23 protein-coding genes and 1 pseudogene are annotated in these 26,387 nt (G+C 59.5%); 13 read left to right on the top strand and 11 right to left on the bottom strand.

Going from position 1 to position 26,387, the window contains the following annotated elements; all coding sequences use genetic code 11:
* Positions 1-21: 21 nt before the first annotated feature.
* The 5 genes from M1E04_RS19360 to M1E04_RS19380 all read left to right on the top strand — a co-directional run bounded on the left by M1E04_RS19360 (position 22) and on the right by M1E04_RS19380 (position 4,791).
* Positions 22-399, top strand: coding sequence for a hypothetical protein (locus tag M1E04_RS19360; RefSeq protein ID WP_065989871.1), 378 nt, complete (start codon positions 22-24; stop codon positions 397-399).
* 97 nt (positions 400-496) lie between these two features.
* Positions 497-2,989, top strand: a complete 2,493-nt coding sequence (gene plsB / locus M1E04_RS19365; RefSeq protein ID WP_456291882.1) for a glycerol-3-phosphate 1-O-acyltransferase PlsB — start codon at positions 497-499, stop codon at positions 2,987-2,989.
* Between the two features lie 48 nt (positions 2,990-3,037).
* The gene (locus M1E04_RS19370) at positions 3,038-3,436 is read left to right on the top strand and encodes a YbaY family lipoprotein (protein ID WP_192132199.1); all 399 of its coding nucleotides are present in this window, start codon (positions 3,038-3,040) and stop codon (positions 3,434-3,436) included.
* Positions 3,437-3,475: 39 nt separating this feature from the next.
* Entirely contained in the window at positions 3,476-4,165 is a 690-nt protein-coding gene (locus tag M1E04_RS19375; protein WP_456291883.1) for a DUF4197 domain-containing protein, read from the top strand.
* Positions 4,162-4,791, top strand: a complete 630-nt coding sequence (locus M1E04_RS19380) for a TetR/AcrR family transcriptional regulator (protein WP_456291884.1) — start codon at positions 4,162-4,164, stop codon at positions 4,789-4,791. Before M1E04_RS19375 ends, M1E04_RS19380 begins: the two co-directional genes overlap by 4 nt.
* Before the next feature lie 274 nt (positions 4,792-5,065).
* On the opposite strand, the gene M1E04_RS19385 is transcribed toward M1E04_RS19380, so the two are convergent.
* Together M1E04_RS19385 and M1E04_RS19390 are read right to left on the bottom strand one after the other, a co-directional pair.
* Positions 5,066-6,154 carry a catalase family protein gene (locus M1E04_RS19385; RefSeq protein WP_065989880.1) on the bottom strand — a complete coding sequence of 363 codons (1,089 nt, stop codon included), beginning with the start codon at positions 6,152-6,154 and terminating at the stop codon, positions 5,066-5,068.
* A 130-nt stretch (positions 6,155-6,284) separates the two neighbouring features.
* Complete coding sequence (locus M1E04_RS19390; protein ID WP_192132206.1) at positions 6,285-7,076, bottom strand: class I SAM-dependent methyltransferase; 792 nt, start codon at positions 7,074-7,076, stop codon at positions 6,285-6,287.
* A gap of 98 nt (positions 7,077-7,174) precedes the next feature.
* Between M1E04_RS19390 and M1E04_RS19395 the strand changes: the two genes are divergently transcribed.
* On the top strand, positions 7,175-7,804 hold the full coding sequence (locus M1E04_RS19395; RefSeq protein WP_192132208.1) for an energy transducer TonB: 630 nt from the start codon (positions 7,175-7,177) through the stop codon (positions 7,802-7,804).
* Positions 7,805-7,849: 45 nt separating this feature from the next.
* Here the strand turns inward: M1E04_RS19395 and M1E04_RS19400 are convergent, their stop codons facing one another.
* The 6 genes from M1E04_RS19400 to ppc all read right to left on the bottom strand — a co-directional run bounded on the left by M1E04_RS19400 (position 7,850) and on the right by ppc (position 14,306).
* A complete protein-coding gene (locus M1E04_RS19400) occupies positions 7,850-8,548 on the bottom strand; it encodes an extensin-like domain-containing protein (RefSeq protein ID WP_456291885.1) in 699 nt (232 codons plus the stop codon).
* A gap of 49 nt (positions 8,549-8,597) precedes the next feature.
* Positions 8,598-9,470, bottom strand: a complete 873-nt coding sequence (locus M1E04_RS19405) for a DUF72 domain-containing protein (protein WP_296309779.1) — start codon at positions 9,468-9,470, stop codon at positions 8,598-8,600.
* Positions 9,467-9,757 carry a hypothetical protein gene (locus M1E04_RS19410; protein ID WP_065990261.1) on the bottom strand — a complete coding sequence of 97 codons (291 nt, stop codon included), beginning with the start codon at positions 9,755-9,757 and terminating at the stop codon, positions 9,467-9,469. Before M1E04_RS19410 ends, M1E04_RS19405 begins: the two co-directional genes overlap by 4 nt.
* Positions 9,758-9,974: 217 nt before the next feature.
* Complete coding sequence (gene tsaB, locus M1E04_RS19415) at positions 9,975-10,649, bottom strand: tRNA (adenosine(37)-N6)-threonylcarbamoyltransferase complex dimerization subunit type 1 TsaB (RefSeq protein WP_192132214.1); 675 nt, start codon at positions 10,647-10,649, stop codon at positions 9,975-9,977.
* Between the two features lie 89 nt (positions 10,650-10,738).
* Positions 10,739-11,386, bottom strand: a complete 648-nt coding sequence (gene adk / locus M1E04_RS19420) for an adenylate kinase (protein ID WP_065989893.1) — start codon at positions 11,384-11,386, stop codon at positions 10,739-10,741.
* Between the two features lie 283 nt (positions 11,387-11,669).
* Positions 11,670-14,306, bottom strand: coding sequence for a phosphoenolpyruvate carboxylase (gene ppc / locus M1E04_RS19425; protein WP_456291886.1), 2,637 nt, complete (start codon positions 14,304-14,306; stop codon positions 11,670-11,672).
* Positions 14,307-14,546: 240 nt separating this feature from the next.
* Here ppc and M1E04_RS19430 point away from each other — a divergent pair, with 240 nt between their 5' ends.
* The 7 genes from M1E04_RS19430 (at position 14,547) to M1E04_RS19460 (ending at position 23,114) form a co-directional block, all read left to right on the top strand.
* A complete protein-coding gene (locus M1E04_RS19430) occupies positions 14,547-14,882 on the top strand; it encodes a pilin assembly protein (RefSeq protein WP_065989900.1) in 336 nt (111 codons plus the stop codon).
* A 288-nt stretch (positions 14,883-15,170) separates the two neighbouring features.
* The gene (locus M1E04_RS19435; RefSeq protein WP_192132220.1) at positions 15,171-15,596 is read left to right on the top strand and encodes a DUF4398 domain-containing protein; all 426 of its coding nucleotides are present in this window, start codon (positions 15,171-15,173) and stop codon (positions 15,594-15,596) included.
* A 48-nt stretch (positions 15,597-15,644) separates the two neighbouring features.
* The gene (locus tag M1E04_RS19440) at positions 15,645-16,427 is read left to right on the top strand and encodes an OmpA family protein (RefSeq protein ID WP_065989904.1); all 783 of its coding nucleotides are present in this window, start codon (positions 15,645-15,647) and stop codon (positions 16,425-16,427) included.
* A 429-nt stretch (positions 16,428-16,856) separates the two neighbouring features.
* Entirely contained in the window at positions 16,857-21,545 is a 4,689-nt protein-coding gene (locus M1E04_RS19445; protein WP_456291887.1) for an RHS repeat-associated core domain-containing protein, read from the top strand.
* Positions 21,545-21,955 carry a hypothetical protein gene (locus M1E04_RS19450; RefSeq protein WP_192132226.1) on the top strand — a complete coding sequence of 137 codons (411 nt, stop codon included), beginning with the start codon at positions 21,545-21,547 and terminating at the stop codon, positions 21,953-21,955. Before M1E04_RS19445 ends, M1E04_RS19450 begins: the two co-directional genes overlap by 1 nt.
* Positions 21,956-22,029: 74 nt before the next feature.
* Positions 22,030-22,476, top strand: coding sequence for a hypothetical protein (locus tag M1E04_RS19455; protein WP_192132228.1), 447 nt, complete (start codon positions 22,030-22,032; stop codon positions 22,474-22,476).
* 212 nt (positions 22,477-22,688) lie between these two features.
* Positions 22,689-23,114: a hypothetical protein gene (locus tag M1E04_RS19460; protein WP_192132230.1), complete on the top strand. Its 426-nt coding sequence runs from the start codon at positions 22,689-22,691 to the stop codon at positions 23,112-23,114.
* Between the two features lie 368 nt (positions 23,115-23,482).
* Here M1E04_RS19460 and M1E04_RS19465 read toward each other — a convergent pair.
* The 3 genes and pseudogenes from M1E04_RS19465 to M1E04_RS19475 all read right to left on the bottom strand — a co-directional run bounded on the left by M1E04_RS19465 (position 23,483) and on the right by M1E04_RS19475 (position 26,372).
* Positions 23,483-24,394: pseudogene (locus M1E04_RS19465) on the bottom strand (alpha/beta hydrolase).
* Between the two features lie 115 nt (positions 24,395-24,509).
* Positions 24,510-25,787: a flavohemoglobin expression-modulating QEGLA motif protein gene (locus tag M1E04_RS19470; protein WP_065989910.1), complete on the bottom strand. Its 1,278-nt coding sequence runs from the start codon at positions 25,785-25,787 to the stop codon at positions 24,510-24,512.
* A 27-nt stretch (positions 25,788-25,814) separates the two neighbouring features.
* Positions 25,815-26,372 (bottom strand): hypothetical protein, encoded by a 558-nt coding sequence (locus M1E04_RS19475; RefSeq protein ID WP_410934457.1) that lies wholly within the window; start codon positions 26,370-26,372, stop codon positions 25,815-25,817.
* Positions 26,373-26,387: the final 15 nt, after the last annotated feature.

Below are 26,387 nucleotides of genomic sequence, written 5' to 3' on the forward strand. Positions count from 1 at the left end.
CAGCACAACCAAGAGGCATCCATGCGCCAACCCGATATCGAGATTTACCTGAAAGACGCTGACGTCGACCACAAGGCAATCACCGCCTGGCTCACCGCAGACATCGGCCCTTGCACCGACTGGACACAGAAAGGCCAGACCTGGAAATGCCAAGCGGGCGACGTGCCCGTGACCTGGATTCCCAAGGCCGTCGGCAAGTGGAACAGTCTGTGCCTGGACAGCGACAAAACCCCGTGGGACGACGATATCGCCTGCGCCCGCGCCGCCTTCGCCACGTTGAAAGTCGAAGTGCGTTGCGCGCCGGGGACCTGGGTCGAGGAAGAGAGTGACGCCGAAGCCGATCAATGGATTCGCATCAGCGTTGATGGTGAAGAGGAAATCACCTGGCATACGTCCTGATACGTCATCCCGCCGGGCACCCGCGCCGCTTTGCCCATCCCCACCAGATACGGCAAACTGGCGGCCTCGCGGGCGTCGCCCCTCTCAGCAGAATTCTATGACCCGTTCCCCGTTTCGCCGTCTTGTATTCGGCACCGTGCGCCGCCTGCTTTACCTCTGGGTGCGCTCGGAGACGATCAACCAGTCGTCTTTCACCCTCAATCTCGACCGCAGCCGCCCGGTTTTCTACGCGCTGCAAAACCCTTCGATGAGCGACCTTGCCGTCCTCGACACCGAGTGCCGCAAGGCCGGTCTGCCGCGCCCGGTACTCTCCGTGGCGGTTGGCAATCTGACCGAGCCGGCTGCGTTTTTCTACCTGACGCCCGAGCCCGACTGGCTGGGCCGCCACGACAAACGCGGCGCGCCACCGACCCTTGAACGTCTGGTCGGCGCAGTCACGCAAAATGCCACGGAAGATGCGCAAATCATTCCGGTCAGCGTGTTCTGGGGCCAGTCCCCGGACAAGGAAGACAGCCCGTGGAAACTGCTGTTTGCCGATAGCTGGAAGGTGACCGGGCGTCTGCGTCGCTTCGTGACCATTCTGATCCTGGGCCGCAAAACCCGCGTGCAGTTCTCGGCGCCGGTTCATCTGCGTGAGCTGGTCGATCAGAACAAGGGTTACGAGCGGACGGTGCGCATGGCTCAACGCTTGCTGCGTGTGCATTTCCGCAACCTGAAGACCTCCGTCATCGGACCGGACCTTTCGCACCGTCGCCATCTGGTCAAAGGGCTGGTGGCGGATCCGCTGGTCAGGCAGGCCATTCTCGACGAGGCCGCCCGGGAGAAAATCACCGAAGCCAAGGCCCGGGAAAAAGCCCTGCACTACGGCAACGAAATCGCCTCGGACTACACCTACACCGCCATCCGTTTTCTGGAAGTGGTGCTGAGCTGGTTCTGGAACAAGATTTACGACGGCATCAAGGTCAGTCACCTGGAGGGCGTGCAGAACGTCGCCCAGGGCAACGAGATCATTTATGTGCCGTGCCACCGCAGCCACATCGACTACCTGCTGCTGTCGTACCTGCTGTTTCGGAACGGCCTGACCCCGCCGCACATTGCCGCCGGCATCAACCTGAACATGCCGGTGATCGGCGGCCTGTTGCGGCGCGGCGGCGCGTTTTTCATGCGCCGCACGTTCAAGGGTAATCCGCTGTACACCGCGGTGTTCAACGAATACCTGCACACGCTGTTCACCAAAGGTTTCCCGGTGGAGTACTTCGTCGAAGGCGGACGTTCGCGCACAGGGCGCATGTTGCAGCCGAAGACCGGGATGCTGGCGATCACCCTGCGCAGTTTCCTGCGCAACTCGCGCATGCCCATTGTGTTCGTGCCGGTGTACATCGGCTACGAACGCGTGCTGGAAGGCCGGACTTACCTGGGCGAACTGCGCGGTGCGGCAAAGAAGAAAGAGTCGATCTTCGACATCTTCAAAGTCATTGGCGCGCTGAAGCAGCGCTTCGGCCAGGTCTCGGTCAACTTCGGTGAGCCGATCAAGCTGACCGAGTTTCTCGACCATGAGCAACCGGACTGGCGCACCCAGGAACTGGGCCCGGTGTTCAAACCGGCCTGGCTCAACGAGACCACCCACCGTCTGGGCGAACGCGTGGCACGCCATCTGAACGAAGCGGCGGCGATCAATCCGGTGAATCTGGTGGCGCTGGCGTTGCTGTCGACAGCCAAACACGCGCTGGACGATCAAGCCCTGGCGCGGGTGCTGGATCTGTACCTGACGCTGTTGCGCACCGTGCCCTACTCGCCCCATACCACGCTGCCGGACGGCGATGGACGGGCGCTCATCGCGCACGTCAAAGGCATGAACCTGCTCTCGGAACTCAGCGATGCGCTGGGCAAGATTCTGTATCTGGACGAGCAGAATGCCGTCCTGATGACGTACTACCGCAACAACGTGCTGCACATCTTTGCGCTGCCCTCGTTGCTGGCCTGCTTCTTCCAGAGCTCGTCACGCATGAGCCGCGAACAGATTCTGCGGTATACACGGGCGCTGTACCCGTACCTGCAATCGGAGCTGTTCATCCGCTGGTCGCTGGAGGACCTGGATGAGGTCATCGATCAGTGGCTGGCGGCGTTTGTCGAACAGGGCCTGCTGCGATTCGAGAACGGCGTGTACCTGCGCCCGGCGCCGAGCTCCCGCGCTTTTGTGATGCTGACGGTGCTGTCGCGGGCGATTGCCCAGACCCTGCAGCGTTTCTACATGGCGATTTCCCTGCTGCTCAACAGCGGTCAGCACACGCTCACCGCCGAAGGGCTCGAGGAGTTGTGCACGACGATGGCCCAGCGGCTGTCGATCCTGCACGGCCTGAATGCGCCGGAGTTTTTCGACAAGAGCCTGTTCCGGCATTTCATTCAGACGCTGCTGGATCAGGGCGTTCTGCGCACCGAAGCGGCAGGCAAGTTGAGCTATCACGATATGTTGGGAGATCTGGCCGAAGGCGCCGCCAAGCGCGTATTGCCAGCGGAAATCAGGCTGTCGATCCGCCAGGTGGCGTTGCATCGCAGTGATGAAGTCATTGGGGACGCGCCGATCGCCTGAGCGACGACGCACGCCCTCTCACCTGTTTCACCTGACAAGGAACATCACATGAAACACATCCTGCTCACCCTCATGACCACTGTGCTGGCCGCTTGCGCCCATACGCCGGACAACCTGCCGGGCTCGGTGGACGGCGAAGTGTTTTACCTGCAGCGCATGGCGCTTCCGCCAACCGCTACGCTGAAGGTCTCGCTGCAGGACGTGACGCTGGCAGACGCGCCCGCGCAGATCCTCGCCAGCCAGAACGGCCCGATCAAAGGCCAGGTGCCGCTGCCGTTTCAGCTGACCTACGATCAGAAGCAGGTCCAGCCGGGTCACACTTACTCGGTCAGCGCGCGCATCGAGGTGGACGGCAAGTTGCTGATGATCAGCACCGAGCGCTACACGGTGGACCTGACGCTGGACGAAAAACCGCCCGTCAAAATTCGCTTGAGCCCGGCCCGTTAATCGGGCGTGGATCATAGACCGTTGAAAAGGACATTACCCATGCTGCATCGCTCCCTCTCGTTCACTGGTATATGCGCCGGCCTGCTGTTATCGGCCAGTGCCTTCGCGCTGTCGCTCAATGATCTGTCGCAATCGGACGCCACAGGCGGATTGAAGGATGCCCTCACCCAGAGCGCCCAGGTCGCCGTCAAGCAACTGGGCGTGCCCGGCGGATTTTCCAATAACAAGGATGTGCGCATCGAGCTGCCGGGCAGCCTGGGCAAGGTCGCCAAGAAGATGAAACAGTTCGGCATGGGCGCGCAGGTCGACCAGCTGGAAACCAGCATGAACCAGGCGGCGGAAGCGGCGATGCCCCAGGCGCAGACGTTGCTGGTCGATGCCGTGAAGAAGATGAGTGTGTCCGACGCCAAAGCCATCCTCAGCGGCGGCAAGGACTCGGCCACCCAGTACCTGAGCACTTCCAGCCGCGAACAGATCCGCGCCAAATTTCTGCCCATCGTCAAGCAGGCCACTGACAAAGTCGGGCTGGCGCAGAAATACAACGCCTTCGCCGGTCAGGCCGCGACGCTGGGCGTGCTGGACGCGAAGAGCTCGAACATCGAAGGCTACGTCACCGAGAAGGCGTTGAACGGCCTGTTCGAAATGATCGCCAAACAGGAAGAAAGCATCCGCGCCAACCCGGCAGCGGCGGCGACCGGTCTGGCGAAGAAAGTGTTCGGCGCGCTGTGAAGGCAAGCGCCCCCGCCGGACCCGGCCGCCCCAAGGATCTGGCCAAGCGCCAGGCCATTCTCGAAGCCGCCAAAACCCTGTTCATCCGCAACGGTTACGCCAACACCAGCATGGACGCCGTCGCCGCTGAGGCCGGGGTCTCCAAGCTCACGGTCTACAGCCACTTCACCGACAAGGAGACTTTGTTCTCCTGCGCCGTGGTTGCTCGCTGCGAGGAACAGGTGCCGGGGTTGTTCGTGGATGTGCCGGTTGATGAGCCCGTTGAAACAGTATTGCTGGGTATTGCCAGAGGGTTTCAAACGCTGATCAACAGCCCGGAGTCCATCGACCTGAACCGTTTGATCATCGCGTTGGGGCCTCAGGCATCATCGCTGACACAGGTGTTCTTCGAAGCAGGACCGCAGCGAGTCCTGCGCGAGCTGGAGCGGTTCCTTCGCAAGCTGAGCGGTAAAAACGGCCTGCATTTCGAATCGCCGCTTGATGCGGCGGGGCATTTTTTGAGTTTGATCAAAGGCGTGCACCATTTCAGGCTTCTCATCGGCACCGGGGAAATACCGGACGAGCGAGCTGCCGACCACCACGCCAGGGACGTGGTGGCGCTGTTCTTGAAGGCGTATCGGGTTTAAGGCTGTAGATTCGATGGCGCGCGCACCGGCCTCTTCCCGGCTGAAGCCGGTCCCACTGAACGCAGAGCGTGCATCCGCGGATACTGGCGCCCGGCCAATATTGTGGGACCGGCTTTAGCCGGGAATGCCTCAGGCGTCACACCACAAATCTGATGGTGATCACACCGGCCTATTCCCGGCTGAAGCCGGTCCCACTGAACGCAGAGCGTGCATCCGCGGATACTGGCGTCGGTCCTACAGGCCGCGCGCGCCTGTGGGACCGGTTTGGGTTCTGTCAACGAGGCTCGTGCATCGGGCAGCCGTTGTGGCTGGCGCGGAAGCCTGAGGACAGCTCGTAGGACGGCTTGCGCACCCGCATGACGCCGCCCAGTGGACGGTGTTCAACCACGCCGTGCCAAGGGCTGAAGGCCATACCCTCGTCGATTTCCTGCTGGCGTTCGTCTGACCAGCTGTCCTGAAGCGGCACCTCGATACGGGCAACGGTCACGAAGGGGCTCAGCTCCTCGGACCATTCCACCGAAGCATCTTCAATCGGCATTTTTTCAAGGTCGGTGGCGAGTTGGATACGCACGTCCCAGACCCCTCCCTTGCTCGCAAAGTGACTGCGCACCGCTTCCCGCAAGCCGTCCGGATGGCCATTCAGGTCCACCTTCTGGTCGGTCAACGCGGTGAGTTCAGGGGACACAGGCACCACGCTCAGCTTGGCGTAGTAGCGGCCATAGAGAAACGGCACGATGCTGTTATAGGTCTCCCCGAGCAGGTGGGTCATCGGGTGCCCGCCCAGTGACCTGAGCGTTCCACTCTCCCCGCCCACAGCTTCAACCACCGACTCCAGACCGCGGAAGAAGGCCGACAGCGCTTTCTTCATGTTGGGCACTTTGTCGGTGGTCTTGGCCAACAGCTTCAGCGTCTTGAGAAAATCCTTGGGCGTGGCGGCCGTGAACGCCTTGGCGTTCTGCATCACGAAGTCCTGGGTGACCTGGCCTTCACTCCCCGGCAAGCGTGCGCCCTGCACACCGACCAGCTTGATGGCCAGACCGCGTGGCGTCGACACCTTGTCGTCGAGCAGATCACCTGGATTGGTGGAAAAGCGCATCTTCACGTCCAGCGTGCCGGGATGCGCAAAGACACCCTGGGCCAGCTCGGGCGGCAGATTATCCAGAATGCGGATTTGCCCATGCAGCAAGCCGTGGGCTTTGGCATGCACGCTGCGTATGGCATGGCCGCCATCTTCGTAGGTGGTTTCCAGAATACTGTGCATGGCCTCAGCCAGCTCTTTGCTCGTCTGAGCCTCGTCATCGGGTATCTGCTCGAACTGCGGCTCGAACGGCAAGGGGGTCACGGACAACGTGGAAGCGCTCATCGGTTATCTCCGGCTACGGATCAGGTCAGGTTTGGCTCCGATGAGCGCACACTCATAGGGTGGCTTTTCTGGCATCGGCACAGCAGATGACTGCGCCGATGATTGCCGGGTTCATCGAATCGCATGAATTTCACGGCCGCGCGTTCTTCAGCGCCTTTATCGGGTAAATGTCGTAGCGGCTGGATTTGCCGTCCAGCGCGTAAGACGGCTTGGCCCCTTCGATGCACGGCGCCTTGCGCGGGCGTTTGACGACAACGCGATGGCTGGCCAGCGCCAGCGCTGCGGCCAACAGTGCCGGGGCGTCCATGTCGTCGCCCACCAGCGGCCGGAACAGGCGCATTTCCTTCTTCACCAATGCGGTCTTTTCCCGGTGGGGAAACATCGGATCAAGGTAGATGACCTGGGGCGGCTCGCCTTCCCATTGCCGAATCAGCTCGATGGAGTTGCCGGTCAACAGGCGCATCTGCGCGATGATCCCACCCACGTCCAGATCCCTCGCACCGCGCGCCAGGCCGTCTTCGAGCAGCGCGGCGATAATCGGCTGCCGCTCGATCAGGCTTACTTCACAGCCCAGACTCGCCAGCACGAACGCATCCTTGCCCAGCCCTGCCGTGGCATCCAGCACCCGAGGCCGTACGCCCGGCTGAATACCCACGGCCTTGGCGATCATCTGCCCGCTGCCGCCGCCAAACAGACGCCGATGGGCCGCCTTGCCTTCGATGAAATCCACTCGGACCGGGCCCGGTGCATCGTTACCCAGTTGCTGCAATTGCAGGCCATCTTCGGCTACTTGCAGGGCAAAATCCGCGTCGGCGTCGTCCAGCGGCAAACCCAGTCGCCGCGCCCACTGCGCTGCGGTGTCCTGCCCGTCGGGGGTCAGGCTGTCGACCCGAATGCGGCTGCCCGCGTGCTGCTCAGTCATTGTCTCTACGCGCTCAGATATTCTTAATGATTGGCAACATCTGCCGATAACAAAAGTATCCGGCATTTTGCCAGACCCACGGGCTGTACTGAGCGCTTATGTCAGACATTCAGCAAACCTCCTCGATAGGCTATTTGACGTACGCAGGCGACTACAGCGTACGCAATACCCAAACCCTGAGCGGCGTTACGCAGCTCTGGCAGGATGCGTTTGCCCGTGCGATGGCTCAACAGGTCGATGACAACGCCGGCACAGCGCCCGAATACAGCGCCGTTGCCACGAATGACAGTCTGACCGGCGAGCCGGTGGCCGGCGCCACCGCACTGGACAAGATCGTCGAGCAGCGTGAGTGCCCGGTTCAGGACAAGGAAATCGCGCCGCCGGAGCCTTTGTTCCTGCCGATCGCCGAGTTCGAATGGGATCTGGCCGACAAGCCGGCCAAGCCGTTCACCGCGATGGAAATGATCGAGCAGCAGCGCAACCTCGAATTCGATGACACCTGGGTTCGCCCAACCGTGCTCAACCCCTACGATGACAGCGTTGAACCCGGCCCGGGCCCTCAGCCTCGCCCACTGTTCCTGCCGATTGCCGAGTTTGAATGGGACTTGGCCGACAAGCCCGCCACACCCTTCAGCGCTGAAGAGATGACCGAGCAGCAGCGTCATCTGGCCTTCGATAACGGCTGGGCGCGGCCGATTGTGCTTCAAAACCTTCGTATCGCTGCCTGACGCCAGGCCGCAACCCAGCGCAGCACACAACCTCGCTCGCCTCCCCTAGCGACACACCCGCCAGCGTCCCATGTCCAGGTGAAAGTGGTTTCGGTGCGCAGCGTTGTACTCCGGGCTCAGCACCGTATTGAACTGCTGGCAGGCGCCATCCCTCACCAATCGCAGAAAACGCCCCTCCTCGCCCTCGCCTTTCCAGTCCTTGAGCACCGAAATCCTGCGCCCGTCTTCCAGTCGAAACCCGGCGATGTCCAGCGCGTTGGCGGTAGCGTGCTGGCTCAGTCGGCCTTCACTGCGGTTGTAGATGTTGCGGCAGGCGAAACTGCCAAGGTGATCGATCCGGGCGACCTTTTGCCCGAATACCGCCTGGGCCGCTGGCTGTAATTGATGAATATCGAACAGCGCATACGCCACTGCCAGACGACAACTGGACAGAAAGCTGCTGCTCAGCGCGATGTCGCCGCCCTGGATACGCAGGGTGTTGGTGAGCGGGCATTTGGCGTCGGCGGCGCTGTCGGCCTGGTGCGTGTAGCGCAGGGTCGACGTTTGCAGCGCGGCGTCGCACAATGCCGGATCCTCCTGCAATCGCCAGAGTTTGAAAGGTGTAAGGAGGTTGGGCTCGTCCCGCACATTCAGCGGGGCCCACGGGTTCCAGCGGTCGGCGACAGGCAACCAGCCACGCCAGATCGACACCGCAACCGCTGCGCTCATCAAAATCAGTAGAAGAAAGAGGGTCGAGCCGCGCATGCCGGAAGGTTCTCGTGTGACGGAGGGATAAGTCCACCCTATCTCGACCTCAGAGCAGCCCGAGTTGCTCCACTTGTCGACCGCGATCCAGCTCCGGCAGGTCGGGCAGCCCCGGCAGCAGGGTCATGAGCTGATGGTGAAAACGACGGGCCAGTTGGGGCGAGGCGATGTTGTCAGGCGTGTGCAGGAACACCGAAGGCGTGCGCCCCTCCTCGATCCAGCCGGCCACCTTTTCCGCCCACTGCACAATGAAGCCTTCGTTGATCGCCTCATCCGGCCCGCCAATGAAGCGCACCTGGGGGAAGGACGTCAGCGCCGCCGGACGCGGTGGCACCTTGGGCTTTTTCGACTGTGCATGAAGAACGGCAGGCTCACTGGAAACGCAGCTGAACAGCGGCCGGGAATCCAGGCAGATACGCTCGACGCCGCGGTCGAGCAACAGGCGGTTGAGCTGACGTTCGTCCTCGCCTTTGGTGAAAAACGCCATGTTGCGCACTTCCACCGCCAATGGCCGGCCTTCCAGTGCATCAATGAAGGCGCCCAGCTCATTCAGCCGATGGGGACCGAAACTGGCCGACAGCTGCAGCCACAGCGGTTCAAGCCTCGACCCCAGCGGCGCAAGCAGTTGCAGGAAATCCTCTACCGCGACCAGGTGCTCACGCAGGTCGCCAGCATGGCTGATGTCGCGGGGGATTTTTGCAGAGAAGCGGAAATGCTCAGGCAAAGCGTCCGCCCAGCGCTGAACGATTTCAGGCTTGGGGCGTGCGTAGAACGTGGTGTTGCCCTCGACGGCATTGAAGACCTGCGCATACAACCCGAGTAATTCCAGGTCAGGGGCATCCGGCGGATACAGCGATTCACGCCAGGCTTTTTCGCTCCAGGACGGACAACCAATGTAGTAAGGCGGATGAGCGAGGTTCAAACGTGAAGATCGAGCCCGGCAACCTCGAGGTCCCAGTCGACGAAGGTCGAGGTCATCAGGTAGCTGCTCAGCGCGTGGGCGACGCGGGTGCTCATGGCACGGGGGAAGATAATGTCTTGCTGACGCGCGGGCACGTTGGCTGTGGTCCCGGTCTGGCGACGGGCCACTTGCGGGTTCACCTCGATCTCCTCGTTCACTTCCTCGAACGAGCCTTCCAGCGCCGCAGAATCCTTGCGAAGCTTGCGCTTGATCGGGTAGGTACGTGGTGAAGGACCGGTGATTCGCATCATGCTTACTCGGCGTTTGATAGTGGCAATTTAATCTCGCAGCTGGCTATTAAGCAAACATGCGAACGATAACTAGACCACACTTATTGCGAATTGTTTAAAGCAGCCTGAATTTTATGCGGTTTTATCGCTGAACGGTCATGAACAGTGTGACCTGGGTCGCAGATCGGGCGTGGTGCGACTTATTCACGACTGCCTGTGAGACAGGGTATCGCCCTCACCGCGCCTTGGGTGTGGCGACTTTATCCCGAAGGTAAACCGGCTGGGCGTCGTCGGCAACAATGGCTTCGCCCCGGTGCCAGGCGAAGGTGCCGAGGGTGAGCAGGTCCTGCGCGTGGGGCAACAGCGTGGCGTCATGGGCACTGACACCGGCGGCAATGCGCTCGGCATAACCCCAGCCGGTGCCCGCCCCGAACCAGTCGCCCGTCGCACCGCTCGGCAAAGTGGCCATTTCGGGTGGCATGACGGCCTCTTCACCGGTCAGCCTCATCTCCCCTACCACTTCGCGGTAGCAGCCCCAATAGACTTCGTCCATCCGCGCGTCGATGGCGGCCGCGACCTGAGTGGCGCCCCGCTCGCGAAAGGCCCGCTGCGCTAACGCCGCGAGGTTGGAGACCGGCAGCACCGGGCGATCCAGACCAAAGGCCAGCCCCTGAACCACACCGATGGCGATGCGCACGCCGGTGAACGCACCCGGCCCACGCCCAAAAGCGATGGCGTCCAGCGCCGACAGGCCGATGCCCGCCTCGGCCAGCAGGTCCTTGATCATCGGCAGGAGCTTTTGCGCGTGCAGGCGCGGGATCACCTCGTAGTGAGTCAGCACTTTGCCGTCATGCAGCAAAGCGACTGAGCAGGCTTCAGTGGCGGTGTCCAGGGCCAGCAAGGTGGTCATCGAGGTTTCCATCGTTGTGCGAAAAAAGTGCCGCATTATAAACAACAACGGCCCGCAAGCGGGCCGTTGTTCAATGCCTTGAGTACGAATCAGCTCAGGGCTTCAAGCACCTTGGCGGTGATCTGTTCGACCGAGCCCACGCCTTCGATGTGACTGCACTTCGGCGTCCCGTCCTGAGCCTGCAGCTTGGTGTAGAACTCCACCAGAGGCTTGGTCTGCGAATGGTAGACCGACAGGCGATGGCGAACGGTGGCTTCTACGTCGTCCTTGCGCTGAACCAGTGGCTCGCCAGTGACGTCATCCACGCCTTCAACCTTAGGCGGGTTGTACAAGGTGTGGTAAACGCGACCGGAGCCTTCGTGAACGCGGCGACCGGAGATGCGCTTGACGATCTCTTCGTCGTCGACCTTGATCTCGATGACGTGATCGATGGCCAGGCCGGCTTTCTTCAGGGCTTCAGCCTGAGGAATGGTGCGCGGGAAGCCGTCGAACAGGCAACCGCCAGCGCAATCAGGCTCGGACAGGCGATCCTTGATCAGGCCGATGATCAGGTCATCGGAGACCAGGCCGCCGCTGTCCATGACGCTTTTGGCTTGCAGGCCCAGTTCAGTACCCGCCTTGACCGCAGCGCGCAGCATGTCGCCGGTGGAAATCTGCGGAATGTTGAATTTCTCAGTGATGAACTTTGCCTGAGTACCTTTGCCGGCCCCGGGAGCTCCCAGCAGAATCACGCGCATTGTTGTGCTCCTCAAATTTTTATAGAGATATCGTCGGATTCGCCTAAATGGGGCCAATCGCAAAATTTTACTGACCCAACGGCCAAAGGCTGATCAAGATACACAGCCGATTCATGGCGCACAAGACGCCGAAAGTCGCAGTAACCCGCGAAAAACCAGTAGCTTGGCATCGATCTGCGCAAGGGTGAGACCTCGTGCAACGGGGTGACGCCGCAGCGGCCACGACGCCACAGGTCCGGCCGAATGAAAGGGGTCGTGTTCATTCGGCCGGCCTGCCTGCCCGTCAGCCGGTGTTGCGCAACCCGGCGGCGATGCCTGCGACAGACACCAGCAGCGCCTGCACCAGCGGACTGTCCAGACTCGCCTCCTGCTGACGCGAACGCGCCAGCAACTCTGCCTGCAATAAATGAAGAGGATCGAGGTAGGTATTGCGCAGGCTGATGAACTTCAGCGTTTCGGGGCTGTGGGCCAATAGTCGGGACTGACCTGTCAGGCCCAGCACGACGTCACACGCCTGCGACAATAGGCCGCGCAAATGCGTCCCCAAATGCAGCAGTTTCGGCTCAACCAGGCGCTCGTCGTAGAGCTGGGCGATGTCGCTGTCGGCCTTGGCCAGCACCATTTCCAGCATGTCGATGCGGGTGCGGAAGAACGGCCATTGCTCACGCATCTCGGCGAGCAGATCACCCTGACCGCGTTCCAGCGCCTTGCTCAACGCGTTTTCCCAGCCCAGCCAGGCGGGCAGCATGAGGCGCGTCTGGGTCCAGGCGAAAATCCACGGAATCGCGCGCAGGCTTTCCACCCCGCCTTCGCGGCGCTTGGCTGGACGGCTGCCCAATGGCAAGCGGCCCAGCTCCTGTTCCGGCGTGGCCTGACGGAAGTACTCGACGAACTCCGGGTCTTCCCGAACCACGGCGCGGTAGGCTTTCACGCCATCTGCCGCCAGTTCATCCATCACCTGACGCCACGTCGGTTGCGGCATCGGTGGCGGTTGCAACGTGGCTTCCAGCACTGCAGCGAGATAAAGGTTGAGGTTCTGCTCGGCGATGTCCGGCAGGCCGAACTTGAAGCGGATCATCTCACCCTGCTCGGTGGTGCGGAAACGCCCCGCCACCGAGCCCGGTGGCTGCGACAGAATCGCCGCATGGGCGGGGCCGCCGCCACGACCGACCGTACCGCCGCGACCGTGGAACAACAGCAACTCGACCTCTTGGGCGCGGCAGATCTCAACCAGTTTTTCCTGCGCCCGGTACTGCGCCCAGGCCGCAGCCGTGGTGCCGGCGTCCTTGGCCGAATCCGAGTAACCGATCATGACCTCCTGCGGACCTTCCAGGCTTCGGCGGTAGGCAGGAATGCTCAACAGCTGCTCGATCACCGGTCCGGCGTTATCCAGATCGGCAAGGGTTTCAAACAGCGGCACCACACGCATGGATCGCTGCAGCCCGGCTTCTTTCAATAACAGTTGAACGGTGAGCACATCGGAGGCCGCGCCGGCCATGGAGATCACGTAGGAACCCAGCGAAGCCGCCGGCGCAGCCGCGACCTCACGGCAGGTCGCCAACACTTCGGCGGTGTCCGCTTCAGGGCTGAAATGCGCAGGCAGTAGCGGCCGCTTGTTGTCCAGTTCTCGCAGCAGGAAGTCGACGCGCGTCGGCTCATCCCACTCGTCGTAGCGGCCGAGCCCCAGGTATTCGGTGATCTCGCTCATGGCCGAACTGTGCCGCGTGGAGTCCTGGCGTACGTCGAGCTTCACCAGGAACAGCCCGAAGGTCACCGCGCGACGCAAACAATCGAGCAACGGGCCATCGGCGATGACGCCCATGCCGCATTGGTGCAGCGAGTCGAAACACAGCTTCAGCGGCTCAACGAGCTCGCGGTTTTCGTGCAGCACGTCTTCCGGTGCGACCTGGGTGACACTCAGTGAGGCGTGGGCCCAATTGCGCGTGGCCCGAAGCCGCTCACGCAGTTGCTTGAGCACACTGCGGTAAGGCTCGGCGCTGTCACCCGCTGCTTCCATCAGCGCCGGGCTGGCCTGCTGCATCGACAGTTCGGCGGCCAGTTGATCGACGTCGCGCAGGTACAAATCAGCGGCCATCCAGCGCGCCAGCAACAGCACCTCGCGGGTGACGGCAGCTGTCACGTTGGGGTTGCCGTCGCGGTCACCGCCCATCCAGGAAGCGAAGCGAATCGGCGCCGACTCCAGCGGCAGGTGCAGACCGGTCGCGGCGTGCAGCGCCTGATCGGCCTTGCGCAGGTAGTTGGGGATTGCTTGCCACAGGGAATTTTCGATGACCGCAAACCCCCACTTCGCCTCGTCGACAGGCGTGGGACGGACGCGGCGGATTTCTTCGGTGTGCCACGCTTCGGCAATCAGTCGCTGCAGACGCTCGGTGATCTGCTCCCGCTCGTGGCGATTCAAGTCGCGATGATCGAGCGCGGCCAGTTGCGCAGCGATAGCGTCGTACTTCTGGATCAGCGTGCGCCGCGCGACTTCGGTCGGGTGGGCGGTCAGCACCAGTTCGATTTCCAGCGTGGTCAATTGCTGCGCCAGCGCTTCGGGTGTCTGCCCGGCCTGCTTCAGGCGTTCCAGCAGCTCGGGCAACACGCGGGACTCAAACGGCTGCGGCTTGCCGTCATCGCGACGATGGATCAGCTGATATTGCTCGGCGATGTTCGCCAGGTTGAGAAACTGGTTGAACGCACGTGCCACCGGCAGCAATTCATCCTCACCCAGACCTTCAAGACTGGAGCTAAGCTGCTCGGTGCCTTGGGTCGACGCATGGCGATCAGCCTTTGCGCTTTTGCGGATGCGCTCGATCTTCTCGAGAAAATCAGCGCCGTGCTGATCACGAATGGTGTTGCCCAACAGCTCACCCAGCAGGTGAACATTCTCGCGCAATCGTGCATCGATATCAGCCATCCAGCCCTCTCCTTAAGCCTTGTTGTTTTTACCGGCGAGTCCTTGCGGGGGTCCATTCGCTGCTGCCGAACGGAACGCCCTGCGGGGTTTCGTTTCTATTGGTGTGTATAGAGCGACAAATTGATGTCCCTACGCAACCCTCGACGCACTTTCACCGCCGGTGAAGCCCGTCTCAGTCACGCTTCACCGTGGCTCTCCACGTCCAATGCCCGCCCTCGCGCGGGAACCGATGAGGTATGTATGAAAATCCGAGAACTCGCCGAACAGTGGGAACAGAACGCCAAAGGCCGTCTGACCGAGACCGCCTACGCCATTCATTTGGACGTGGAGGCTGCCGCGCGGCTTGCGGCGATCGCCGAGATGTACCCCAAGCGCACGCCTGAGGAGTTGCTGGGCGAGCTGATCGGCGCCGCGCTGGAAGAACTGGAGGCGAGTTTTCCGTACGTGCGCGGTCAGCAGGTCGTCGCCACCGACGAGGAAGGCAATCCGCTTTACGAAGACGTTGGCCCGACGCCCAGGTTTCTCGAGCTTTCTCGACACCATCTCCAGGAAATCTCCGATCGTGAAGACCTGTGACGGTTGCAACTACGACGTCGTTTTTGGCCCGGCAAAATGCTCCACAGGCCGCACCGGGCCAGTAATCTGGCGGGCAAAACCCCGCCATTTTTCGAGCGTCAATTTTACAACACGTAACGAAAGCTGACCGGAAGTTAAGAAAAATGTCTGAACTATTCAAAAAAAGCAGCGGTCCGAGCAGTTAGCCATTCCAGTAAAAGCCGTCAGATGACAGCGGAAGTGACGTAACACCATCCATCCGCGTGGGCTGCTGCTGAAATGGAACAACCAGTTTTCAGGAGTTAAGAAATGGAGTTGACCACCATGAACACCAGCACTGCCAAACCAACGTTCAATCGCCTGCGCGGGCTGAAGATGGCTGCACTGGCGCTGGGCACCAGCGTTCTTCTGGCTGGTTGCGCGGGCAATCCTCCAAGCGAGCAGTACGCCGTGACCCAGTCGGCCGTCAACGCCGCCGTCACCGCTGGCGCTACCGAGTACGCTGCCGTTGAGATGAAGTCCGCTCAGGACAAGTTCAAGCAAGCCGAACTGGCCATGCAGGACAAGAAATACGACGAAGCTCGTAAATACGCCGAGCAGGCCGAGTGGGATGCCCGTGTAGCCGAGCGTAAGGCTCAGGCCGCGAAGGCACAGAAAGCGGTGCAGGATGCTCGTCAGGGCGTCAATGAGCTGCGTGAAGAAGGCATGCGTCAGGTTCAGCCTGTCACACAGTAACGCTTCGCAGTTCAAGCATTGGCCATTGAGTTAAAGGACGAAAATATTATGCGTAAACAAGTACTTATTCCTGCCCTGCTGGCTCTGAGCGTTGGTCTGGCGGCGTGCTCGTCGCAGCCGAACGTGAACCTGGAACAAGCCCGCACCAACTATTCCGCGCTGCAAAGCAACCCTAAAGCCACTGAACTGGCTGCGCTGGAAACCAAAGACGCCAGCGAGTGGCTGGACAAGGCAGACGCCGCGTACCGCAACAACGATGACCAGAAGAAGGTCGATCAGCTGGCCTATCTGACCAACCAGCGCGTGGAGCTGGCCAAGCAGACCATCAACCTGAAGACCGCTGAAAACGATCTGAAAGGTGCTGCAGCCCAACGTGCACAGGCGCGTCTGGATGCTCGTGATGCTCAGATCAAGGCCTTGCAGAACAGCCTGAACGCCAAGCAGACCGAGCGCGGTACGCTGGTAACGTTCGGCGACGTCCTGTTTGACCTGAACAAGGCTGAGCTGAAGTCGTCCGGTCTCGTCAACGTCAACAAGCTGGCCCAGTTCCTGTCCGAAAACCCTGATCGCAAGGTCATCGTTGAGGGCTACACCGACAGCACCGGTTCCGCTGCTTACAACGACTCGCTGTCCGAGCGCCGCGCCCAATCCGTGCGCATGGCACTGATCAAGATGGGCGTAGGCCCGGAGCGTATCGTTGCTCAGGGTTACGGCAAGGAATACCCGGTTGCTGACAATGCCAGCGCCTCGGGCCGTGCCATGAACCGTCGCGTGGAAGTGACCATTTCCAACGACAACCAGCCAGTAGCACCGCGCTCTTCGATGAAGTAATGCGGTTGTAGCGGCACATAAAAAGCCCCGCCTGTTGAGAGACAGGCGGGGCTTTTTTGTGGGCTGCGTTTTTCTCCGGATGGGATTGGGATGAGGTGCTTTTAGGGAGCAATGATGGGGCCCCGTGTTTTTGGGGGCTGCGCAAGAAGTTGCGCACTCCCTTGCTGAAAATAGGGTGACTGATGCTCTACAGGCCACGTTGTTCTTGGCCTGTAGGCGAGTGCGCAAGAAGTTGCGCAGGGGTGCGCAACTTCTTGCGCACTTTTGCTGTGTTATCCGGGTTGGCGCTCGCTGAAACCCGCCGTTTTATTTCTTAAGTTATTGATTTTGAATGGCTAATTAATAGCTGGCACAGCCCTTGATATCTCCGTGGCCCCCGGACTGGCATTTACGCCGTTCCGGATGGTTTTTTGAGCACGGAGAGCATCTTTGGCGCCCCCCCTAAATCCGCCCGTTGGTGGCGAGAAACGCGAACCTCAAGTGGCGGTTGTTCCGCTTGATCTGATTCAGGTCGAAGACGTTGGTCTTGGTGCGGCCAATTTCGATGCCTGGCTGCAGGAGATCAGCGGCGGGGTCGTCACGCTTGAGCGAATCAAGACTTTCGCCGGCGGGCTGCCGGTGGTCGGCAACATCATGGCGCTGGTTGATGCGCTGAATGACATTGCACGACTGGCGACCAGTGAGAAGCGCGATCCGCTGGATTGGGTGAGTTTGGGCATCAATCTGATTGGGATGATCCCCATCCCGCCGGGCATGGCGGCAGCGCGAATGACGCTGCGGCCGATGCTGTTTCTGGTGCGTCAGGAGATGCGTCAGGCGGGGAAGATGGTGCTGGGGGATGCGCTGATCGAGATTTTGATCGGGCACCTGAATGCCACGATTGTCGGGACACTTGATGACTTTGTGAGCCAGGCGCAGGGCAAGCTACCCGGGATTCTTGAAGATGCGGGGGCGCTGGGCGAAGGCGTCTTGTTTCAGATTGCCGACGGCCTGGAGAGCCTGGTCGACCCGAAGCTGAACGCTAAGGCTGATTTGCTTGAAGCGGAGCAGCGGGTCCATGCCACTGGGGATCTGTGGGCCTACGATCCAAAGGCTGCGATCGGCAATATCTTCGTTGCGGCTGCGGCGGTTTGTGTTGCTGCCGGCAAGGGCGCGGTGAATGGCGCTGCTGAATACCTTGTGCCTGAAGCGGTTAAAAAAGAGGTGGGCAGGCAGGCCAAGTTATTGCGTGATCTGGCTCCTCAGCTTCGCACCCAAATTACGGGGCTGGCGGATCCCGGAGCTCAGCATTCTATCGCTGCGTTACTGGTTACGTTGGAGGGTGCGGTTGTCAGTTGGCGTGCGCGCAATGGGCATGGTCAATCTTTCAACATCAAGCCGGGAGTTACTAATCAGGCCAAGCGCCGCGGCGGCGAAGGCAAACTTGAGGCTGTTCAGTTCGAGAAACCTGCCAACGCCCTGCCTAACGACCTGAAGGATTGTGCCTGCGCTACTACAATCGGAAGCATCAGTTTTGCAATGGGCTCGGAGTCGGTCAGTCATACCGATTTCAGTTTGCCGGGGCCGTTTCCCATCGAATGGACGCGGACTTATTGCTCAAGTCTGGATGCGTTTGATGAGGATGTTGTTGGCGCACGCTGGATTACGCCGTTTACCACGCGGTTTGATCTCGTCGGCGATGGCTTGGTCTTCCACGACGCCGATGGCCGCAGCCAGGAATTCCCTCTGCCCAAGGTCAAGCTGTTCCACTTCAATGCCATCGAAAATCTGACCGTCGTTCGCCTCAGCAAGGATCGGCTGTTGCTGATGCGGGGGCTTGAGCACAGGGAAACCTATGTTCGGCGGGGCAAACGGTTTGTTCTGATCAACAAGATGCTGCCCAACGGCGCTGGGGTCATGCTCCATCATGAGCATCAGCATGATGGGCGGTTGGTGCTCTCAGAGTTGGTAACTTACTCGGAGAAGGATCTCAACAAAGTCCATCTGCGCCTGGGTACGTTGATCGATGATCAGGGGCGGTTGACGGGTGTTTGGGAAGTACGTGATGGCGACGTCAAACGCCAACTGTGCGCGTATCAGTACGATGATTATTGCGATCTTGTTCTGGCTCAGGATGAGAATGGCGCCGCGTGGCGCTACGAGTATCAGAACCACCTGATTACTCGCTACACCGACCGCACCAATCGTGGTTTGAATTTGCAGTGGCAAGGAACAGGCCCCGACGCGAAAGCTGTCCGTGAATGGGCTGACGACGGCAGCTTTGATACTCGGTTGGCGTGGGATGAAAACATCCGCCTGACCTATGTCACGGATGCTCTCGGTCATGAAACCCGGCATTACTACGACAGCCTGGGTTACACCTACCGCATTTGCCACGCCGATGGGCGATCGGAATGGTTCTTCCGTGATTCCGCCAAGAACATCATCCGCCACGTCCACACCGACGGCAGCACCGACCGGTATAGCTACGACAAGCTCAGCAATCTGACCGAGCACACTCGCGCTGATCACAGCGTGATGAATTATGCGTACGACGATAAAAGCCATCTGATCAAGATCAGCGATGGCGAGGGTGGTCTTTGGAAACGGAACTACGACCTTCGCGGCAATCTGGTCGAGGCGACCGATCCGCTAGAGAACGTTACCGAATACGCCTACAACTCGTTCGGCCTTCCTACAGCGATCAAGGATGCCAACGGGAATACCAAGGCGCTGGCCTACAACGACGCCGGACAACTGGTTAAGTACACCGACTGCTCGGGCAAGGTGAGTAGCTGGGAGTACAACGAACGCGGCCAGATGGTTCGCTTTACCGACCCCGCTGGCTACAGCACGACGTATGAGTACAAAGCCGGCCAGTTAGTGCTGATCAAGCACCCGGACAAGACCGAAGAACGCTTTAGTCGCGACGCCGAAGGTCGTTTGCTGGCCCACTCGGACGGCCTTGAACGCTGCACCACCTGGCGTTACAGCGCTGCGGGATTTATCGCCGAACGCGTGGACGCCGCCGAGCAAACCCTGCGCTATCGCTGGGACAAACTCGGCCGTCTCGTTGCGCTGGAAAACGAAAACGAACGCCGCGCGCACTTTCATTACGACCCTGTGGGCAGGCTGTTGGAAGAGAGCGGTTTCGACGGTCGCTCGACTCGCTATCAATACGCCCCAGAAACGGGGCGCCTGGCTCAAACGGTTAACGGCCAACGCACTATCGCACTGACCTTCGACCCGATGGGCCGCTTGACGGAGCGCCGCGCCACCCTCGGCGAACAGTCCCAGAGCGAAACCTTTGCCTACGACGGCAATGGCCATCTGGTCATGGCAACCAACGCCGTGAGTCGCTTGCAATGGTTTCACGACCCGGCTGGCAACCTGCTGCGCGAGCATCAGCATTACTCGAATCTGGATAAACCCATGGTTGCGGTCTGGCAGCACGAGTACGACGCGCTTAACCACCGCGTCGCGACTATCAGACCGGACGGACATCGCGTCAGCTGGCTGACCTACGGCAGCGGTCATTTGCTGGGTATGAAGCTCGACGAGCACGAACTGCTCAGTTACGAGCGTGACGACCTGCATCGCGAAGTCGCCCGCCACCAAGGCAACCAACTCCTGCAAACCCAAAGCTGGGACCCGGCGGGACGCCTCCAAGAACAACTGCTAGGACGAGCAGACGACAAATCCACGCTCATCAAACGCGCCTACACCTACGACGCCGCCGGCCAACTCACCGACATCAATGACAGCCGCCGCGGGCCGCTCAGCTACCGCTACGATCCCGTCAGCCGGCTAATCAATGCGACTAGTCGCTTGGGTGTGGAAACCTTCGCCTTCGACCCTGCGAGCAACCTGCGCAACGAAACCGCCGCGCCCGTCCGCCGCCCACTCGACCCAGAACCAATTCAAAACAAACTCGTGGACAACCTGCTGCGCGACTACGCCGGCGGCCACTACGAATACGACGAACGCGGGAACCAGACCGAGCGCTGGACCAACGGCTTGCGCAGCGAACTTCACTGGGATCTCTTCGATCGCCTCGCGCATTTCCGAGATTCGCGCCTGACTGTCGACTTCGGCTACGACCCACTGGGACGTCGCCTCTACAAACTCTCAAAAGCCCACTACCGACCGAGCCCCGAAGCCGGTACCGGCTGGAACGAAAACGAACACGCCCGTAAAGAGCGCGAGCTCGGCTGCGGCTTCACCCTGTGTGGCTGGGACGGCGACAACCTGGCGTGGGAAAGCAGTCCTCCGCCATACGCCGGTGCCCTGGGCCGAACCGTCCACTACATCCACGAGCCCGGCACTTTCGTCCCGGTGGCCCAGGCCATCCGCCACGAAACCATCCGTCTCGTAAGCCAGCCTACGTACGAAGGTCGCTACAACTTCAAAGAAGACCCGCTTTGGAACTACAAACCCGTCGCGCTGCCGATTGACGCACTCGCCTGGTACCAATGCGACCACCTCGGCACGCCCCAGGAAATCACCGACCAGACCGGCAACACCGCCTGGAGCGCCCAATACAAAGCGTGGGGAGAGGCAACCGAACAGCGCTCTGAATTCGCCCAACAGACTGGCCTAACCAACCCGATCCGTTTCCAGGGCCAGTACCACGACCACGAAACCGGCCTGCACTACAACCGGCATCGGTACTATGATCCAAGGGTCGGGCGCTTCATCAGCGAAGACCCGATTGGGTATCTGGGTGGACTGAACATCTACCAATACGGGCCCAACTCAATCAGTTGGGTCGATCCGTTAGGCCTGGCAAGTTCGACCGTCGGACTAGGGCGGAAACCAAAATCTGATAAGCCTAATCAAAACTGTAAACGCGCATGCAGAAAAAAATGGGAGGTCAATCGCTTTGATCGCATTTGTGAAGCGAAACTCAACGGCACCTTAGTTAAATATTATCGTGCAACGGGGACAGAGATGTGGTGGTCCGCTGACACTGAAGGTCACGGTGGTACAGCGTGGAAATTGATGGAGCAAGATAGCAACCATTTAATCCATATTCGTGATGTGAATATTTATGGGGACTTCATGAATAAACATAAAGGAAAAACGGGAAAAGTCATGCCTATGAAAGGCATGAAATGTCGGGATGCCAAAGGAATCTGATGATGATCACGAGCGCTGAAGAATTTAAGCGGTACGTAGAGAGCGAAATCGAGGATGAAAACGCGAAGGCGTTTGATCCAGCGCCTGATGAGGTCTGGTTCGACGTACTGCTAAAGTACCCTGAACTAAGCCGAGATGTTGTTTATAATCACACGATCTCGGTGGACGTATTGGAACGGCTATGCCTATGCGACGATATGCACGTGCGCTGGGAAATTGCCATCAAAAGAAGGATAAACCGAGCGATTTTCGAGCAGCTAGCTCGTGATAAAAGCATCATCATCCGGCACAGAATTGCCTGCAATCCCAAAGCGCCAGAAGACATCCTAGTTCAGCTAGCAGGAGATGAAGATCCGATTGTCTCGGCGGCCGCTAGAAAAAGAATAGCCCTTAAAAGCAACCGTGCTTAAGACCAGAGGGGGACAAAAGGGGACGGACCCCTTTAATTCGTAAATTTCAAATCGCTAAAGTGTAAGGATATAAAATGATTAATTCTGCCGAAGAATTTGTAGCGCTGCGCGACAGTGAGATAAAGGCCGAATACGACAGATCCGCCATGGAGGAAGCGCCAATTGCCGTATGGCGGGATGTGATAGAAAAATTTCCCGATCACAGGCGATGGGTTGCGCACAATAAAACCGTGCCGGTGGAGATTCTTGAAATGCTATGTGTGTTCGATGTTAGCACCAGATGGTTCGTGGCACGTAAAAGAAAGCTCTCTGCTGCGTTGTTTGAGCGTCTCTCACAAGATGAGGATTCTGACGTCCGGGTCGCAATATGTACCAATAAAAAGACTCCATTGGAAATCCTTGACCGACTGCGTCAGGATGTGAACGAAGACGTTGCTTGTGTGGCGACGGAAAACTACGAGCGTAGAATTGAAGAGTTGGAGAGCAAACAGGCTAGGACTAGTGGGGACGGCCCCCTTTAGTTCCAGGTGGGTTATGCGAAATACAATCTTGACCCAAAAAAGTAACAATAGTGGACAGTAAATAAAACAGGCCACGGGGAAACGCTTGAAAGTCTAAGATGAATCTAGCGTGTGGCTCGTGAATGCTGATATTTACGGAGGCCATAAGAGCAAGCATAAAAGCGGAGTCAGAAAGAATATAAATTTCAGATTTTTTAAGTGTAAGGTTAAAAATGATTACATCTGCTGAGGAGTTTGTAGCGCTACGGAATAGCTCCATCATAAGTGAATACGATAGAGCTGCAACTGAGGAGGCCCCGATTTCGGTATGGCGCGATGTAATAAAAAAATACCCGAACTCCAGGCGATGGGATTCGCATAATAAAAGTGTCCCATTAGAGATCTTAGAAGAACTATGCCAGTTTGATAGCACCGTCCGGCAGTTCATTGCAGCAAAAAGAAAGCTGTCACCGGCGCTCTTCGAAATTCTATCTTGGGATGAGAGTTATGTTGTACGCATAGCAGTGGCCGCCAACAAAGAAGCACCAATTACAATATTGGAAAGACTACTTAATGATCAAAACAAGCATGTTGCTCGCGCGGCAGAATACAAACTTAAAGAGACAAAAAATAAAAATAAGAATAGAAGCAGGGAGTAATTCCCTTTGAGTTCTTTCGCGTTAAGGCGGACAGCTTACAGTAGCTTATTGGGACGGCCCCCTTGAACTAGCGTGAGGATAAGTAGAAAGGCACTGCCCTTTGAACCGCTAGCTCAACCACCGGGGACAGATTAATTTACGGTCAAGCGTTGTAAATAAATCAGTCCCCTTATGAGTCCCCTTATGCACAGGGAGGACGGCCTAAAGATTTTTGGCGGCGAGCTCTTTAATCTTTGGTCTGAGTAGGAGTGAAAAACGCCCGGCCTTTTAAACCGCTAGTTCAACCGCCGGGGACAGATTAATTTACGGTGAAGCGTTGTAAATAAATCAGTCCCCTTATGCAAGTCCCCTTGTGCACTCTGCTCTGCTCACGGTTGAGGAGCCGGTGCCGCCTTGCCCGTTTGAGGATCAGGATAATTCGGAATTTCCCCCAGCCTGCGCAGCCCGTTGAAGTGCTGCGGATCGTCCAGATAGCGAACCATCACCTCGCGCTAAGTGGGGTCGCCGAAGGTCTGCACGTGAGGCCCGCGCGTGAGTTGCAGCACGCGCGGCGGTGGCGCGGCCTGATACAGGCTGATGCCGTTGTGCAGCGGCACTTGCATGTCGTCCAGACTCTGGAACAGCAGCATGGGCGTGCCCTTGAGTTGCGGCATGCCGTTGATGGCGCTGTCGCCGTCGGGGATCACCCACGATAGCGGCCGTTTGATGGGCCACGTCAGCCACGACGTGCTGAGGGTATAGCGGGCGACCTCACGATAGCTCGCCGGCACCCCATCGAGGACCAGCGCCTTGACCCGCGCGCGCTGCTGCGGATGTTCGGACAGGTAATGCACCGCCAGCGCGCCGCCGATGCTTTGGCCGAGCACCACGAGCGGTTTGCCCTGCACTTCAGGCGCCGCGTTCAGCCAGTCAAACGCCGCGTCGATGTCCTGATAAATGGCCGGCAGACTCGGCTCACCTTCCGACCGACCATAGCCGCGATAATCCACCAGCAGCACTTGATAGCCCTGCTCCGGCAACCACCAGCTCCCCGCCAGATGCCACGCCATGTTGCCGCCGTTGCCATGCAGGTGCAGCACCGTGCCCTTTACCGGTACGCCGGGCTTGGCCGGCAGAAACCACGCGTTGAGTTTGGTGCCGTCGGCCGCTGTAAGGGTGACATCGCGCCAGGCGAGGTGGGCCTTGTCCGGCGTCAGCGGCAAACCGCGTTCCGGGTAGAACAGCAATTCGCTGCAGCCACTGAGGGAAATGACCAGGAGCAAGGTAAGAAGAAGCTTCAAGCGATGTCCTTCAATTCTGGATGGGCGGACGACGGGAAACCTGACAAAGGCGCCGATGTATCAGCGCCCACAGACTCACAGACTCACAGACTCACAGACTCACAGACTCACAGACTCACAGAATATTCGAATAGTCCGCTTCGATCCGGTCCAGGCTCAAGTGATTGAGGAAGTTGGAGAAACACATCCACGCCGACAGCGCATTCATGTCACGGAACTGATCGGGCAGGTATTTAGGCGGCACCACCAAGCCTTCGTCCACCAACTGGCGCAGCGTGCGCATGTCTTCCAGCGTGGTCTTGCCGCAGAACAGCAGCGGCACCTGCTCCAGCTTGCCCTTTCTCACGGCCAACTGGATGTAGTTGTAGACCATGATGAAGCCCTTGAGGTAGGACAGATCCTTGGTGAATGGCAGGCCATTCGGCACCGAGCCCCGGAATACCCGACTGGCGTTGCCGTAGCTTTCCGACATGCCGAAGCCTTGCTCGCGATAGAACTCGAACACCTGCAAAAAGTCGGCGCCCTCCTCGGCCATGTGAATGGCACGGGTGCGATTGGTCAGCTTGCGCAGGCGGCTCGGGTAGGACGCGAAGCCGATGATCTCCATCAGAATCGCCAGGCCTTCCTGGGTCACTGTCGACGAGGGCGGGCCTTTGGACAGGAAGGTGCAGATCGGCTGATTCTGCCCATTGAGCGTGGTGCCGACGTGCACCAGGCCCTCGTGAACTTCCAGCGCGCGCACGTCGCGTTCGTTGAACATCGCGTCGCTGCGGATCTTGATGTAATCGGCCCCGGCCGCAGCGTCCGCCACGATGCCGTCGGATTCGAACACCCGGATCGTCTCTTCAGCCTCACCGAACGTGCGATTGAGCCGGGTTTGCAGCATGGCGACGGCGTCTTTGGCCGTCAGAATTTTCGGTTCATCCTTGAGATCGCCGCGGCCGGCAATGTTGTTCAGGTAATCGGAGAGCATCATGCCGAGGTCGGACAGGGTCGGGTCGCCGGCGTGGAACGCATCGGACGCCGCGCCGTACAGCTCCTGAGAGATCAGGCCGAAGTCGGGGGTGCCGCGTGCTTCGAGCATGCGGATGACCATCCGGTACTCCTTGCACATGCGGCGCATGATCTGCCCGACCGGGTTGAACTGGCCCAGCTGCCGGGTGATGTCACGCTCGATGTTCTGGAACTCCAGCTTCACCGCGCCGGAATCAAAGCCCAGCGGGCGATTCTCGTAGTAGGCGCGATCCACCTCCGGCAGGTTTTTGCCTTTGCCGTCGAGGAAGGTCTTGCGGATGTTGTCATCCCACTTCACGGCATCAAGGACGCGGATCGGCGTCTGCGCCACCACGATACGATCGGACAACGTGCGAATAGTCTGCTGGTATTCGTCCACCCGGTACCCCTTATTGAACCGTTTGCGCTATTTGGTCATGCGCTGATATTGAGCTGCCTTGAGAAAGACGTCGGAATTGGCCGGGTCGTCGAGGTAGGCAAAGACCTTGTCCATGGAACTTGAGATCAACATGCCGTCGCCCTTGACCGTATCGACCCGCTCCCCGTCGATAAGCTTCTGCTCGACCAACTGCTGAAACCGCTCCAGGTCCAGGTCATAGACCACCAGTTCGTCGGCGCCGTTCTCGTTATCCATCAAGTCGAAACCGGCGATGACGTAATTGCCGCCGTATTTGTCAGGCAGCGCGGCGGATACGTACCAGCGACTGCCGTGCCGCGACACGGTGAAGGCGTACTCGTCACGGTTCTTACGATCGCCTTTGCGGTAGCTGACCGCTTTGTAACGGTCGGGGCCGGCGCGGCTAATTTCCAGTTCGAGCGGCTCGCCCCAGGCATTTTTGCTGCTCCAGGTGCCGAGCAATCTGGGCGGGGCGGTGTTGCTGACCGGAATCGGGTCCTTGAACGTCACCAGGCATCCGCTCAACAGCGCGAACGACAGGGCGAGCAATACGCGCCAGACTTTCATCAGGTTCTCCTTGAG

The organism is Pseudomonas sp. AK106 (genome assembly GCF_053903055.1).